Source organism: Olivibacter jilunii, assembly GCF_900607235.1.
Classification (GTDB): domain Bacteria; phylum Bacteroidota; class Bacteroidia; order Sphingobacteriales; family Sphingobacteriaceae; genus Olivibacter; species Olivibacter oleidegradans.
Window position 1 is genome coordinate 301155 of record NZ_LR027850.1, and the last position, 16035, is coordinate 317189.

General features: G+C 40.9%; 6 protein-coding genes. 3 read left to right on the forward strand and 3 right to left on the reverse strand.

Features of this window, described 5'->3' with window-relative positions; translation table 11 throughout:
* Positions 1 to 25: 25 nt before the first annotated feature.
* Entirely contained in the window at positions 26 to 2908 is a 2883-nt protein-coding gene (gcvP, locus tag E0E36_RS12510) for an aminomethyl-transferring glycine dehydrogenase (protein ID WP_130856241.1), read from the reverse strand.
* A gap of 255 nt (positions 2909 to 3163) precedes the next feature.
* Between gcvP and E0E36_RS27755 the strand changes: the two genes are divergently transcribed.
* Positions 3164 to 3340, forward strand: coding sequence for a hypothetical protein (locus tag E0E36_RS27755; RefSeq protein WP_165446977.1), 177 nt, complete (start codon positions 3164 to 3166; stop codon positions 3338 to 3340).
* A 94-nt stretch (positions 3341 to 3434) separates the two neighbouring features.
* Here the strand turns inward: E0E36_RS27755 and E0E36_RS12515 are convergent, their stop codons facing one another.
* Positions 3435 to 6152, reverse strand: a complete 2718-nt coding sequence (locus tag E0E36_RS12515) for a carboxypeptidase-like regulatory domain-containing protein (protein ID WP_130856242.1) — start codon at positions 6150 to 6152, stop codon at positions 3435 to 3437.
* Positions 6153 to 6610: 458 nt separating this feature from the next.
* On the opposite strand from E0E36_RS12515, the gene E0E36_RS12520 reads away from it, so the two are divergent.
* Complete coding sequence (locus E0E36_RS12520) at positions 6611 to 8908, forward strand: NADP-dependent malic enzyme (protein ID WP_013665367.1); 2298 nt, start codon at positions 6611 to 6613, stop codon at positions 8906 to 8908.
* A gap of 76 nt (positions 8909 to 8984) precedes the next feature.
* Positions 8985 to 9569, forward strand: coding sequence for a Holliday junction branch migration protein RuvA (ruvA, locus tag E0E36_RS12525; protein ID WP_130856243.1), 585 nt, complete (start codon positions 8985 to 8987; stop codon positions 9567 to 9569).
* On the opposite strand, the gene E0E36_RS12530 is transcribed toward ruvA, so the two are convergent.
* Entirely contained in the window at positions 9521 to 12073 is a 2553-nt protein-coding gene (locus tag E0E36_RS12530; RefSeq protein ID WP_041387270.1) for a hypothetical protein, read from the reverse strand. The genes ruvA and E0E36_RS12530 overlap by 49 nt on opposite strands.
* Positions 12074 to 16035: the final 3962 nt, after the last annotated feature.

Below are 16035 nucleotides of genomic sequence, written 5' to 3' on the forward strand. Positions count from 1 at the left end.
TAGCTAATACCTAACCGCTTACCTCCTAATAGCTCGCGGCTGCCTCCTCATATTCACTTAAAGGCGGGCAAGAACATACTAAAGAGCGGTCACCGTAAGAATCATTCACTCTTCCTACTGCGGGCCAAAATTTATGTGCAGCAACATATGGGAGAGGATATGCGGCTTCTTCCCTTGTATAAGGTCTATTCCATTCATTGGCACTAACTACTGCCAAAGTATGTGGCGCATGCTTTAATACATTTTCGTTTTTATCCACCGCTCCCGACTCAATGGCAGCAATCTCCCTTCTGATAGCCAAAAGCGCATCGCAAAAACGATCTAATTCTGCTTTTGGCTCCGATTCTGTCGGTTCTACCATAAGCGTACCGGCAACAGGGAAAGACACCGTTGGTGCATGGAAGCCGTAGTCCATTAAGCGTTTAGCAATATCGCCTACTTCAACACCATAACTCTTGAAGCTTCGACAGTCGAGAATCATTTCATGGGCACATCGGCCACTAGCGCCTGCATACAATATTTTATAATCGTGTTCAAGCCTAGCCTTAATATAATTGGCATTAAGAATAGCAAATTTAGTAGCATTGGTTAGGCCGTCGGCACCCATCATCGCGATATAAGCATGCGAGATAAGTAAAATAGAAGCTGATCCAAACGGTGCTGCTGCAACGGCAGAGATAGACTTGCCTTCATTAATATTAACCACTTCATGGCCAGGTAAGAAGGGTACTAAATGCTCGGCAACACCAATAGGTCCCATCCCGGGGCCACCACCACCGTGCGGAATACAAAAAGTCTTATGAAGATTGAGGTGGCAAACATCTGCGCCGATACTTGCAGGACTTGTTAAACCAACCTGCGCGTTCATGTTGGCACCATCCATATATACCTGACCGCCATTTGCATGGATAACCTGGCAAATATCGATAATCGATTCTTCAAATACCCCATGGGTAGATGGGTAGGTAACCATCAAACAACTTAAATTATCCTTATGCAGTTCAGCCTTGGATTGCAAATCGGCCACATCAATATTACCACGCTCATCACAGTTTACAACAACGATTTTCATGCCGGCCATCGAAGCAGAGGCCGGGTTGGTACCATGTGCAGACGATGGAATGAGCACGACGTTGCGGTGATGGTCGCCTCGGTCTTCATGGTATGCTCTAATAACCATGAGACCTGCATACTCACCTTGTGCACCGGAATTGGGCTGAAAACTCATTTTAGCAAAGCCGGTGATGGCAGAAAGCCACCGGTTTAGCTCGTCAAGCATTTGCATATAACCACCAACCTGATCGATGGGGGCAAAAGGATGTACTCTATTGAACGACTCCCAAGATACAGGTATCATTTCGGTTGTAGCGTTTAACTTCATCGTACAAGATCCCAGTGGAATCATCGAATGGCAGAGCGATAAATCTCTAGCTTCGAGCGATTTGATGTAGCGTAGCATTTCGTGCTCAGCATGGTGCGTGTTAAACACTTCATGCGTTAAATAGGCCGAGGTACGTTGCAGCGCGGTTGGGATTACGCTTTCCAGTGCTGATGTTTTGAATTCAACATCCGCCAAATTTTTTGCTTTTACCTTCGCAAAAACACGAACAATTTCTTTGATATCCTCCAAGCTGGTGGTCTCATCTAATGAAATATGGACGGTTTCGCCTTGGTAGTGAAAGTTCATTTCATGGTTCAGCGCTTCTGCATGTAACGGATTACATAAATCACCAAGATGGAAGGTTAGGGTGTCAAAATAGGCCTCATTCTCTTGTCTATAGCCAAGCGATGTAAGCGTATTAGACAAAAGCACGGCTAGTCCATGAATTCTTTCTGCAATAGCGCGTAAGCCTTGTGGTCCGTGATAGGTGGCGTAAAACCCCGCCATAATAGCAAGAAGCGCCTGCGCCGTACAAATATTAGAGGAAGCTTTGTCCCTTCGAATATGCTGTTCACGTGTTTGTAAAGCCATTCGCAGCGCGTAATTCCCCGATGAGTCGATGGTGACCCCAATAATCCTGCCCGGAATATTACGTTTATAAGCGTCCTTTGTTGCAAAGAAAGCTGCATGAGGACCGCCAAAACCCATAGGGACACCAAAGCGTTGCGAGGAACCAACCACAATGTCTGCTCCCCATTCTCCCGGTGGCGTTAGCAAGGTAAGGCTCATCAGGTCGGCCGCAACACTCAAAGTTGCTTGATGTGCATGAACCTTTTCAGCAAAGCTGCGGTAATCAAATACCTTACCGTCGCCGGCCGGATATTGGACTAAAGCTCCAAAGATATTTTCATTAAATTCGATCGAAGTATGATCACCAACTAAAAGTTTGATGCCGTAAGAAACGGAACGTGTCCTTAATACATCTAAGGTTTGTGGAAAAACATTCTCTGATACAAAAAAAGTATCGGCATCTTTATTTTTACGTAGGCTATACTGCATAAACATCGCTTCTGCAGCAGCAGTTGCCTCGTCTAATAAGGATGCGTTCGCTATTTCCATACCGGTAAGGTCAATGATAACCGTTTGGAAATTTAATAAAGCCTGTAATCGGCCTTGTGCTATTTCAGCTTGGTAAGGTGTGTATTGTGTATACCAGCCTGGATTTTCAAATACATTTCGCAAAATAACACTGGGTGTAATCACATCGTAATATCCTTGGCCGATGTAAGATTTGAACACTTTGTTTTTAGAAGCAATTTGCTTCAATCGTTGTAAATATCCCGTTTCAGTTAAAGCCGGTGGTAAGCTTAAGGGACTTTTTAAACGAATTTTAGTTGGAACGGTTTCATCAATCAACTGATCGATGCTATTAACGCCAATAGTTTTAAGCATCTCAGGAACATCTTGCTTATTCGGCGCAATATGGCGTTCCTCAAATTTCTCTTGAAAATTTATGTTTAAGTTCATTCATGTATGAATTATAGACGCAGTTTCAATCTAAGTAACAGAGCATAAAGCTGTTTAAGAGGGATTTAGCTGGTTGTTACCCATTTTAAGATCTCTTCATTTAAGGGCACAAACATAGATAAAATGCCCTTCATTTGCAAGTCATTAACACAGCTTATCTATACACACTTTGTCATTTTTATGTGGCGATAAAATTAAAGAATGGACGCTGTTAAAAAGATTTTACCTAGCTTTGAATATCGAAGACTACTAAGTATGAAAAAATCGTTACCACTGATCGCGATGGTTTCCGGGTTTATATCTTTTATTGGAATTATTTACATGATGCTGCATCCCGAATTACCCAGTATATTGGTTTTTCTAATCTACGGGCTAGCTACCTGTGCAGGTGTATGTGGTTTACTTTTAATCGGAAAAAAAAGAGAACGTTAGCCAATACAACATTTGCATATTGGCTAACTACTCGCTAATTGTAATCGCAAGGTTATGAACCCACTTTGTGCGGTTATCACATTGACGATTGTTTTTATTCCACCTTGTAACGATAAACAGCCCGCCCGATATTGCCGTTCTCATCGATTCCTTCTACCACAGCTTTATAAGTGCCTAGGCCGCTAGCATTATAGAATTGGAAACTCGCTTTCCCTTGACTATCGGTAATAACATCCGGATTCCAATAAACGGTGGTACGCCAATCGATTCCGGGAGTACTGGTTGCCGTATATTTCGGTAGGTAAAAGCTGCGTTCAGCTTGGTAGCCTAAAGGTGTAATCGTTACGATGTTAGATTTTGGCAAAAGATTTTCCAATTCAGCCTTGCTGATGCGCGTACCTTGTGGTTTCTTTTTCGTGTTGATCACCAATACGCCATTGCTTTGGTAGGTTCTGTTTACGGTGCCCAGATCATCACGTAAAAATATCTCCACTGACTCCACCTCTGCCGGACTAACGGTATTGATGCCATTCACATCAATGGCCATTCCATTTAAAAACACCTGTACCGGTGTCCGATTTCCTTGGTTATAATCTCGTGTGATGTAAAAGTTGTTGTCCATAAAGGTTAAACCCATTGCGGCTGTCTGTAAGCAATTAATAAGCAGATTACAACCGGTGAATCGAGCGCCGTCAATCAGGTGGTCGGGGATCGGGCTTAAGCCTGATAAAGCCGGGTACTGCGTATGGCGAGGTTTTGGTGCTACTCTTTCCGTAATAACGACTTCTTCTAAAAGCCGCTCAGTTCGATACTGCCTTGCACTATTTTTAAGATAGGGCGTTAATGTACTATCTATATTAAGTATTTCGTCCGGTGCGGTGAAACCTGGTGTGATAGCAGGAAATGCGTCTCCATTCAATGTGATCTTTAAATTTTTATAGTTCTCATTGTTCCTTGCGCTGATAGTGACCTGTGCCGAGTCAGTAAACATAACATTGCTAAACTTGAAGTTACCCTGTTCATCGGAGTAAGTTTCAACTGTCTTCTTATCATTGCCTATGCTCAATTCGAGTTTGCCGTTAGGTACTGCTATTCCGTTTAATAGGCGGAGTGTGCCGGTGATATCAATGCCCTGTTCCGGTAAGAAAGAAACAGGAGGTATTTTATCACCGATAATATCTTTATAATCAAAACGGCGATACCCTTGCGTCAACATAAGTATGTCTAAATGGCTGCGAGTTTCAGGTGTTACTTTTTTGAAGTAATAGTTCGGTTGCTCCACATAACCCTTGATATCTGAGGTTAACAACAGGCTGCTAAGAATTGTTGTCTCTGCATTTTCGTTGAAAGGAACCTTCGACTCGTCAATAACCGAAACAGAAAAAGTTCCAACGGATTGTGAGCTATCCGTGGATGCATTTAAATGTAATTGAACGGCCTGCTTCGCTGCATAACTTTTTTTATCGGAGCTTAATGTAAGTTTAAGTTCGTTCGCACGTTGAATAAAGACCAGTCGCTCACTCAAAGGGATACCGGAAGGGGAAAGTAGGGTGAATTGTACAATGCCTGACGGAAATTTATTCTTTGGTACGGAGGCATTGATGCTCGCACTGTTCAAAGGGGTTTGCGCTGCATAATAGATTACACCATCGCTTTGCGCGACTAATGAGAAAACTTTATTCTGATTTTGTTGTAGATAAAGATCATTCGAAATAATTTTCACAGCTATGTTTAAACTGTCTGAGGGATCAACGGCCAGACTCGTTCCGAAAGGTCGTACCTTCGGAAGTTGATAACTGTACGTAGCACCGTTTTCGGTTGTAACTTTTGCAGTGTATACAGCATCCGCTTTAGGCGTTAAACTAAATTTGCCCATGCCTAGATGTTGGGTCTCAATGCTTGCAACTTCCTGGTCCTGTTGATCTACCACTTTGCCTTTGATAGCCACTCCCAATCCATCACCTCCTACCGCCTTGAAGGCAACTTCACTTGGTAAATCGGCAATTAAATATCCGCCTTCCGGAAAAAATTGGACATCCGGTGTCTGAAATGCCCCACGTAGTTGATAACTTGTGTTAACGGAGCGGTTATTGTCCAAACTAATGGACGTATTTAATATCCCGTCTTTTAAAGCCTGTTGTTGCTCATTCGATAGACTTACTTGCAAATAGCCATTTTTGTCAGTATTACCTCTTCCTTTGCTTAAGCTGCTTGTGCCGCGTATAAGTTCCCAGGAAACCCGTTTATCTATTAATGGCTTCCCTTCTTCGTCTGTATAGCGGATTCGGCCGTTAACAGTTGTTGCTTTTCCTCCGGGGGCAGCAACAAAACTAGCGTGAGTTTTTACCCTTTTATTGAAAACGTCTCCAATAATGATATTTTTATTAAAAAAATAATTCGGGTCAAAATTCATCATGTATTTTGTATATGCTCTAATGCGATAATTCCCCTGTTTATAGATAAGCGGGTCTAAAACGAGACTTCCATTGCCCGTGCCGTTATTGCTGGGAATCATGGAGGTTTTCATTAAGGAATCTCGGCTATTGAGCACCTCTATGTAGACAACCTTACTAAGATTCGAAAGTTGATGATGACTGGTCAAATAAGATTTAAACCATATGGTGTCGCCCACAGCATAATAGGGTTTGTCAAAATGGAGATAAACTTTTTCAATAGGTTGCTGCGTAGCTAAGGTATTGGTTTTTTCAACAATGGTATTTAAATTAATTCCCTTTTGTCGGGATTGACTCCAGACTTGTAGGCTGTAAAACGATAAAATAGCAAAAAGTAAATATCGGTTGAGCTGTCTCATATAGTGATTGTCGAATTTTTTATAAATCGCTAATTTATCGATTTATTCATTTACTTCTGTTTTTTAACAGATTTTTAACAAAACTTATACTATATCATAGGCCCTCGTTAATCATCATGTACTGCTGCATCCTTAACCTCCTCATCTGCTCATAGCTAGGGTTTAAATAGACATGAAGTAAATGTACGAGCCAAAAATATGTATTTACAGAGAAGGTACTTTAAGGTTACACGAAAGATACTTCATAGGTGCTTTAAGCTGGCATTGCTGTTAAGTGATACCGATTAGGGCATATATTCGCGTTTCCTTCCATGATCTTAACACTTGCTCAAATCAATAGGTGAAATGCTAGGTAGTACTCACAAAACTTCCTACCTTTGGTGCTTCATCAGATTTGCCATACAAATACGATTGTTGGTAAAAATGAGAAAGAATATAGAATAAAAGAAATAATTAAAATGAGCAAAATTAATCGTAAGCAAGATGCGCTAGACTATCATGCTAACGGCCGTCCGGGTAAAATTGCCGTAATACCTACCAAACCAACGAATTCGCAACGAGATTTATCATTGGCCTACTCACCGGGCGTTGCTGATCCCTGTTTGGAAATTGCCGCCAATAAAGAGGATGTCTATAAATATACAGCCAAAGGAAATTTGGTGGCTGTTATCAGCAATGGAACTGCCGTGTTAGGACTGGGTGATATCGGACCTGAGGGGGGGAAACCTGTTATGGAAGGAAAGGGTCTTTTGTTTAAAATATTTGCCGATATTGACGTCTTCGACTTAGAACTTGATACCAAGAATGTAGATGATTTTGTCCGCACGGTTAAAATATTGGAACCTACGTTTGGAGGAATCAATTTAGAGGATATCAAGGCGCCGGAATGTTTTGAGATTGAGCGTCGATTAAAAGAGGAAATGTCTATTCCGGTTATGCATGACGATCAGCACGGTACCGCCATTATCTCCGGTGCTGCCTTAATCAATGCCTGTGAGTTACAAAAGAAAAAGCTGGAAAAAGTTAAAATCGTTGTTAATGGAGCTGGGGCTGCTGCTATTTCTTGTTCACGTATTTATGTTTCGCTAGGTGCAAAGCCGGAAAATATTGTGATGATTGATCGGGCGGGTGTAATAAGAAAAGATAGGGAAAACCTAGACGCATTAAAGGGTGAATTTGCGACTGATCGGAACATTCATACTTTAGAAGAGGCTATTAAAGACGCCGATGTATTCATCGGCCTTTCTGCGGCCGATGTACTAACAGCCGATATGCTAAAAACCATGAGCAAAAATCCCATTGTTTTTGCCATGGCAAACCCAAATCCTGAAATCGCGTACGACTTGGCCGTAAAAACGCGTAAGGATGTTATCATGGCGACAGGCCGTTCTGATTATCCAAATCAGGTGAATAATGTATTAGGTTTCCCTTATATATTCAGAGGTGCCCTTGATGTACGAGCTACAGGTATTAACGAAGAAATGAAATTAGCGGCGGTATATGCTATTGCGAAGTTGGCGAAAGAACCGGTGCCGGAATCTGTAAATCTCGCCTATAATATAAACAACCTCAAATTTGGTAAAGACTACATCATACCTAAACCAACTGATCCGCGTTTGATTACGGAAGTTGCCCCTGCTGTTGCGAAGGCAGCTATCGAATCTGGTATTGCAAGGGCAGAAATTAAAGATTGGGAAGCATATAAAGAAAATCTTAGAAAGCGTTTAGGTTTAGATGACGTCTTAATGCGCGACTTAAGTGCTGCAGCGCGGCAAAGCCCTAAACGTGTTGTTTTTGCGGAGGCAGATAACTATAAAATCCTAAAAGCAGCCCAAATCGTTAAAGATGAAGGTATTGCTCACCCCATTCTGCTGGGTAGAAAGGAGAAGATCCAGCGTATCATCTCCGAGCATGCTTTAGACCTACCAAATGTTACAATCATTGATCCGTTGGAGGAGATCGATACGCCAAAATTTAAACAATATGTAGAGGCACTTTATAGAAAAAGGCAACGTCGCGGTATTACCTTGTTAGAAGCTAATAAATTTATGTTAGATCGTAACTACTATGGCGCAAGTATGGTCGAGTTCGGTGAAGCAGATTGCCTGATTTCCGGTTTGACAAAAAATTATGCGACAACTATTCGTCCGGCACTGCATGTCATTGGTACTCGTTCAGGTAGCCGCGTTGCAGGTATGTATATGATGCTAACAAAGAAAGGGCCTGTTTTCTTTGGAGATACAACTGTAAACAAAAATCCAACTGAAGAAGAATTGGTAGACATCACGGTACTCCTGCATGATGCGGTCAAGAAAATGAATATTGACCCGCGAATTGCCATGTTGTCCTACTCAAATTTTGGTTCAAACGAAGGGGAGATCCCTACAAAGATGCGTAATGCAGTTAAAACGCTGCATGAGAAATATCCTCATATTGTAGTGGACGGAGAAATGCAGGCCAATTTTGCCACTAATAGTCAAATGTTGGCAGAGAATTTCCCGTTTACCAATTTGAGTGGCGGCCCCGCCAATGTATTGGTTTTCCCTACTTTAGAATCAGGTAATATTGCTTATAAATTATTGCAAGAGTTAGGAGAAGCAGAGGCAGTAGGACCAATTTTGTTGGGACTTAATAAACCGGTGCACGTTTTACAGCTAGGCAGTTCTGTCCGAGAAATTGTGAACATGGTCACTATTGCGGTCGTCGACGTGCAAGCCAAAGAGAAAGAAGCGGTAGGGAAAGAGAAAAAGAAGTAGATTTTTTAACTAGCTAGTCGGTGATAACCAACTAGCTAGTAATTATACTAACAACTAAAGGTTAATACCTAAAGAAATGTACGAATATTTAAATGGAAAACTGGCATACAAATGTCCCACGTATGTGGTACTGGATGTGAATGGCGTCGGCTATCATGTTAACATTTCTTTGTATACATTCGGTAAGATCAAGGATTGTGAGCAATGTAAGCTCTATGTTAGTTTTCAGGTTAAAGAGGACGCTCATTCACTATATGGATTTGCAGAAGAAGGAGAACGTAAATTATTCAATCACTTACTGTCTGTTTCGGGTATTGGAGCGAGTACAGGACGAATGATTCTGTCATCGATTACGCCAACTGAAATCCAAACCGCTATTGTCCAAGGCGATGTAAAGCAAATACAACGCATTAAAGGAATCGGACCTAAGTCTGCGCAACGCATTATATTAGAGCTGCAAGACAAGTTAAAGAAAGAGGGTGCCGACACCCTGATATCGGTTCCACAACATCAGTCTGTACCTGAGGAGGCTCTTACAGCCTTAGTAATGCTTGGTTTCAATAAAGCGCAAGCTGAAAAAGTACTAACCGAAATTCAAAAAAACAATGCCGCTCAATTTACCGTCGAGGAATTGATTAAAGAGGCCTTACGGAGGTTATAAAAACTTTCCGGTTTATATCGACTGTGCTCGAACAAGGCTTGCAAAGCAGTTTGATGTTCTGCTATTAAACTCTTTTGATCTTCTTGTAATGAGGAAAGAACATAAACTCTGACTTTTGCCTCGTAAAACTTCAGATTAAACTGTTTTGAAATCAATATTAATTGGCGGGCAAGGTGCAAGAAATCTCTATGCTGGTTTCTTAACAAGTCCAGATCCAATAAGCCTAATTGTAGTCGATTGATCGTGTGGGAGCTATTTGTCTGTACAGCCTCTTCCTTTGCTTGTAAAGCAAGGTCTGTTTGATCCATCGCTAGATATCGTTCGGCGAATGCCAGCTGAATACAGGCTTTAAAGTCGCTGGTCACTTTCCTATTCATATCCAAGCCATACTGATTTACAATCTGAAGATATTGCAAGGTGATTTCCTCGGAAGTTTTAATCTTTAACAAAATGTAGCCCAAGACATAAATAAGTTGTTTATGTACAAGATTTGTGCTCCGCTCAGGATAACGGCAAAATAAACGTATTTCGTCAATGGCATCTTCTTTTAAAACGTTATGCCGATAATAATGGTGGATATTTTCGATAATGAGCAAGGGATTCAATGAAAAGTCTGCAAAATGCTCTCGAGGCATTGAACGTAATATTTCAATATGTTTCAAGGTCTCTTCATCACGCAGATATAGCAATTCAAAAAAGGCTAGTGAAGTGTGAAGTAAAATTTTTTGTTGTGGAGAAATATGATATTGAAGCAATTTTTTAAGTGCTAGCTCATATTCTGTTTCCAATAGTATATGGTCCAGGGCGATATCAATAAAGGCTGAGTTGGCAAAAGCCCGATTAAGGGTGCTACCGATCGCTGGATTAGCATTTATTACGTAATCGAGGTTGCTACAGGTAAATAAAATGAGCGAAGCTTGATAGGGTTCAATGAACTCAACGTCTTGCATGTGGTTGAAAATATCCAAATCACCTGTTTCAAGTGAAAAAATGATAAACCACTTTAATAATGTAAGTTTTATGCTATCCGTATAAGGGCTGCTTTGAACCCAATCGATCAAGGCTTTATCGACCTGCCCATGTTGTTTGTCGAGAACATCCTGAGTGATAAAATAGGAAGCAAGAACTAACGACTTGAACCTTATCTGGTAAGCGGCTCTCGTACCTTTTTCTTCTTGATGTTCATAAAGGATGCCTGCATGCAAAAGTTCGCTATAAATGCTGTTATTTTCTTTAATAATGGCATATGCTTCTTTTTTGTTGATGTATGCGTGATCATCCGAAAAATTCACCATTCCAATCAGCTGGCTGAGCATAACCTGTTTTTCAGCAGCCAATGCGCCCTTAAGAATATTCTTGTGTAAGTATAAAGAGGCAATTGCAAATTCATCTGCCGGATTTAATTGATCAACTCCCAGACTATCACCTTTTAACTGATAGTAATATTGAAAGTGTAAGGGCAAGCTAATTACCGGAAAATATTTTCTGGCATAATCTGTGTCGATAGCCTTGGCATTGCTAATCTTGTCAATTAATTCATGAATCTCCTGGCTTGTAAAGGCTGGTAGGTTAACGGCATTTGCGCGTTTGCTGCAAGGGAAATCGGTAAACCAGAGCTTATTGATTTCTGAATGATTTTCGATGAGGTGCCCGTACTTTTGCCAAGTAGAGGGACGAAGCGTAATGATGATCTTCATCCAAGGATAATTGGATAGATAGACCGTCATATCAATCAGTTGTTTGAAAACAATGTCAAATAATCGATTATTGATAAGATTATTGTTGAAATCGTCTATGATGATATAAAAATTTCCCGGTGCTCCCTTTTCATACTGTAAGATAAAATCTTCAAAATGTTGTTGTTGAGGAAAATTAAGTAAATGTGCCAGCCATTTGTTGCTATGAAATCCAAAACCCGCAGCAAAAAAGAGCGAAGAGCTGTTCACATGTAGAAAAATGTTACTCCTGTTTTCTACATGGTTTGCTGCCAATTGCCTATCTACCCAATGCGTGATACCAATCGTTTTGCCCATTCCTGAAGGTGCACTGATAATGCAGCCCGTGGTATCGGTCTCTAAAAAACGCTGAATATGATCTGTGATCGACTGCCGTTCAATGGTATATAAATAGGAAATTCCACACTTATGTTTATTTGTTTGGATGGTAAAACGTGTGATATTATGTGCAGCTTGTGCGATTTCGTTCCAGGTAATATGTTCTTTGGAATCATCTTTTTGCGTCTCCATCTGTTTGATGAAGTCTGTCCAACTATCGTAACCACAATACTGCGATAGCGCATTCAACGTAAAAGTAGAGGGCGCATAACGGGCGTGTGCAAAACCGTATACACGCTTGATCGTCGTTTGACTGATCGTTTTGTGCGTTTTGGTTGAGATATCCAATGCAAGTTTATAGCAATCAGCGGCGATGATGTTATCAATCTTCGCAATTTCTAATACCTTATTTTTTAACTCTTGAATATGAGGTTGTAAAAATATCTTCATGCTTTCTGTTTTGGTCAACAACTGTGTTAATGCACCGTGTGATAAAGATAAGAGTTAAAGTTTTGGTTAACAAAAACAGAAAGCTTAATAAAAATGAAAATTTCTTTCGCAAAATTTAAAAGCACTTTTTTTTCTTGAGAGCGTAAAGTAGGAGAGCAGTTAGTGTTTTCCATCTACTTAATATGTAAATCCTTTGTTTTATAGCTTTTTAACAATCTTTTTACATCAATAACCTAGCAATCAATTATTGATAAGTAAGTTCTGAACAGTGTGATTAGTGTGAAAAAATTGTGAATAAATGTGTTGTTTGTTTTAAAAACTGAACAAACTGAACATGAATTTGTATTAGTGAACACCGTGAACACGCCTAATTCTAAATGAACATTGTGAACAACTAATTCTTCATTTTGGTGAAATACATTTGTATGACAATTATTATGCGATAATAATGAGTAATACTGTGTGTATTGTATCACTAATTACTCACCATTTATACAACGAATAGTTCACTAATTTATTATTATCGGTTTCGAATGAAAATGTTTGCATGGAGGGAAACTATAGTTGCCTTTTTAATATGCTTTTATTTTAATGCGGAGTGATAGCTGAATTTGGATTATTCTTCAAAAATAGACATTCTACTTAACAGCTGTTGTATGGAAACAACTTTTACGTTCAGAAAATCTTTTTCCCACTTTGTATTTACTGTCCTAGCGGTATTCTTTGCCGTATTTGGTATGACCGGAAAGGGATATGGGCAAACGAAATCTTATGCGACTTGGACACCTAACTCCGGACGAATCCAAATTGGGTTATTTAATGGTGGAGGTGTAACGGACGCGGGTAATGCTGCAATAGCAGATGACACCTATGCAACTATAACATCCCAGAGAACAGTATTGTTGGCTGGAGGAGATGGGTGGTTACAGTTGAAATATCCAACCGCCCAAGCTGCAAATGCAATTTCGTTCATTAAAGTTTCCGAGCTAGCAGAGTCGGGCCTTGGTCTCAACTTAGGTCAATTGTTAGGAGCTCCTAATGATATTATCATTGCTGATTTATACCAGAACGCGAATAACGGTTCAACGACCGCTGATGAGGGAACTCGAATCGCAGGCCTTAATATAGAAACTTCCTTTGTGCGAGACAATAATGGAGATCTATATTTAGCAATAGCTGCGCCTCAAAATACTATTCCATATAACGGCGTAAGAATTAGATTGACATTCCCTCCAGAGGTAAACGTCGCTTCAACTATATCAATGAGGGTTCACCATGCTTTTACCCTATCTGGCACTTCATGTGGATTAGCAACTTACACAGATGTAGGTAAAAGCACGGGGCTAAACGTTGCCTTAACGGATGTCGTCCAAAATCCACAGAATGCAGTTGATAGCGATCCTAACAACTATTCTACAATCAGTACAGGCACCTTGCAAGTTGCGGGCTCTGTATTCCAAACTTTCTATTTTAATGGCTTATCGGCCCCACAGGATTACTTCAAAATCAAATTTTCAATCGGGGGCGGCAGTTTACTGGACCTTAATTTAATAGGTAGCTTTGAAATCCGTGCATATAACGGAAATCAACAAGTCTTTTCAAAGAAATTACAAGGAGGACTCATCAATGGTGTCGATTTATTAGGTCTATTGCGTAATGGCGAAACTGTAACTTTGCCGTTTGGTCCGGGTGTACCGTTCGATCGGGTAGCGATAGGGGTGAACACTTCGGTAGGATTAAGTTTAGCCAGCTCGCCATTAAGAGTCTACAGTGTTGAACGATATGGTGGAGCGAATAGTGGTATACTGACTTGTCCTGACCCTAATCCGATTATTCCTCCAAATCCAACGGATCATATGCTCAGTCAGAAAGATTGCGCAACCAATCTCATTTCTTCTGAATATGCTAATTTTCCTTATAACGCCGTTGACGGTAACAACGACAGTTACAGTACTTTAGAAGCAAGCTCAGGTACAGCCGCTGGTATCGGTTCTTATAGTGGCCATATTGAGCTTGGATTTAGTCAAATAAGACCAGCAGGTACCACCAGCTATATTCGTATAGATTTTGATAATGAGGTGCTCGGAGGATTATTGAATGGTAGTGTTGGACAATTGTTAGGTGGCGCAGTTAATAATGTTTTATTCGGAAGTCATTATTTTACGGTAGAAGCAAAAAATAATGGTGCTTCGGTCTTAAGCGGCTCTAGCAATACAGGTTTTTACAATACTGAAGGTCGTGTAAAAGTTGTTCAAGATAAGTTCGGACGCTACTATATCGCAATTACGCCAAATGGCGATTATAATAGTATACGTATCACAGAAAGCCTCGGAGCCTTGCTTGGGCTCGGAGAGGTGCGAAATATGAATGTCTATCATGCTTGTGTCTCAACCGGTTTCGAGCCATGTGAACAGGCATTTGCTACTTATACTGCTTCTAACGGGATTTCACTTGATTTACTAGGCGTAGGAAATGCCGGTGTAACCAACGCACAGAACGCTATTGACGGTGATGTAAATACTGCTTCTTCTATTAGTATTGGCGCTGCGGGTATAGCAGCAAGCGTTTATCAATATGTCGATTTCCATGGGGTGTCGGCGGAAACAGATCACTTCCGCGTAAAATTGAGAATGGACGGTGGTTCTGCTTTATCAGCCGAGGTATTGGGAAGTATCGTGGTGAAAGCCTTTAACGGTGACCAAGAAGTCTTCTCGCAACGACTTAGAGATGGACTGGTCTCTGATCTTGACTTGCTCGATTTATTACAACGCGGACAAGTACTATCCTTACCATTTGGTCCCGGAAGACCTTTCGACCGTGTAGCGGTAGGTATTGAGTCTTTGTTGAGTGCAAACGTAATTAATAATCCATTACAGGTATTCAGCATTGAGCGTTTCAGTGCAGCTTGTCCGGATCCGGAATTACAAGATCCACCTGTAACGACACCGCCGTTTAATAACCAGGATTGTGGAACAACGGTAACAAGTTTCGAAAACACGAACTTCCCTCTTAATACGATCGATGGGAAAAACGATACGTATGCTACGTTATATGCCGGTACAGGTACAGCGCTAGGCTTGGGTGCCTTTAGCAGCCACATTGAACTGGCTTATTCGAATGCTATCCCGGCAAAAGAAACGTCCTATATCCGTATTGATTTCGAAGATGATATGTTGAACTCCTTATTAGGAGGAAGTTTAGGCGGTGCCCTGGCCGATTTAGCTGGTGGCCTATTACTGGGCAATCACTATTTTGAAGTGATGCTGAAAGACGCAAACGGTAACCAGATATATAACGCATCCAGCGTCGACGGCTTTAGCGATCAAGCGGTAAAAGTAGTCAAAGACGCTAATGGTCGTTTTTACATAGCAGTGACGGCTGATGTCCCTTATCAATCGGTTCGTATCACGCATGGTTTGGCCGCATTGATCGGTGGTAATAACACCGCTACCATGAACGTCTACAGCATGTGCAGAGAAACTGAGTTCAATCCTTGCGAGCAAGCAACCTTTACTTCGTTCGATGGTTCGGGACTTACTTTAGATTTATTGGATATCAGTAAAGGAGGTGTTTTCAATTCACAATATGCAATCGATGAAAACTCATCTAATTACTCCACCATCAATTTAGGTGTCGCAGGCGTCGGTGCTACCGTGTATCAAAATATCTACTTCAAAACAAAATCAGCTGCAACAGATTCACTGAGATTACGGGTACAATTAGATCAGCCAGGGATTTTAAACGTAGATTTGGCAGGATCTTACCGAATTAAGTTATTTAATGGAGATGATGAAGTATATAACCAACCACTTCAAAGCTCACTGATCAATAATCTAGACCTTTTAGGGCTGCTTAATACGGGTGGCATCATCCAATTGACCATTGCACCAGGTGTTGTGTACGACCGCGTACAATTTGGCTTGCAATCGGTAGCAAGTATAAATACCAGCGCTCCTCTGAGA

Excerpts from the sequence above, each read along its gene's own strand:
- gcvP (WP_130856241.1), bottom strand. The coding sequence starts at position 2,908 with ATGAACTTAAACATAAATTTTCAAGAGAAATTTGAGGAACGCCATATT.
- E0E36_RS27755 (WP_165446977.1), top strand. The coding sequence starts at position 3,164 with ATGAAAAAATCGTTACCACTGATCGCGATGGTTTCCGGGTTTATATCT.
- E0E36_RS12515 (WP_130856242.1), bottom strand. The coding sequence starts at position 6,152 with ATGAGACAGCTCAACCGATATTTACTTTTTGCTATTTTATCGTTTTAC.
- E0E36_RS12520 (WP_013665367.1), top strand. The coding sequence starts at position 6,611 with ATGAGCAAAATTAATCGTAAGCAAGATGCGCTAGACTATCATGCTAAC.
- ruvA (WP_130856243.1), top strand. The coding sequence starts at position 8,985 with ATGTACGAATATTTAAATGGAAAACTGGCATACAAATGTCCCACGTAT.
- E0E36_RS12530 (WP_041387270.1), bottom strand. The coding sequence starts at position 12,073 with ATGAAGATATTTTTACAACCTCATATTCAAGAGTTAAAAAATAAGGTA.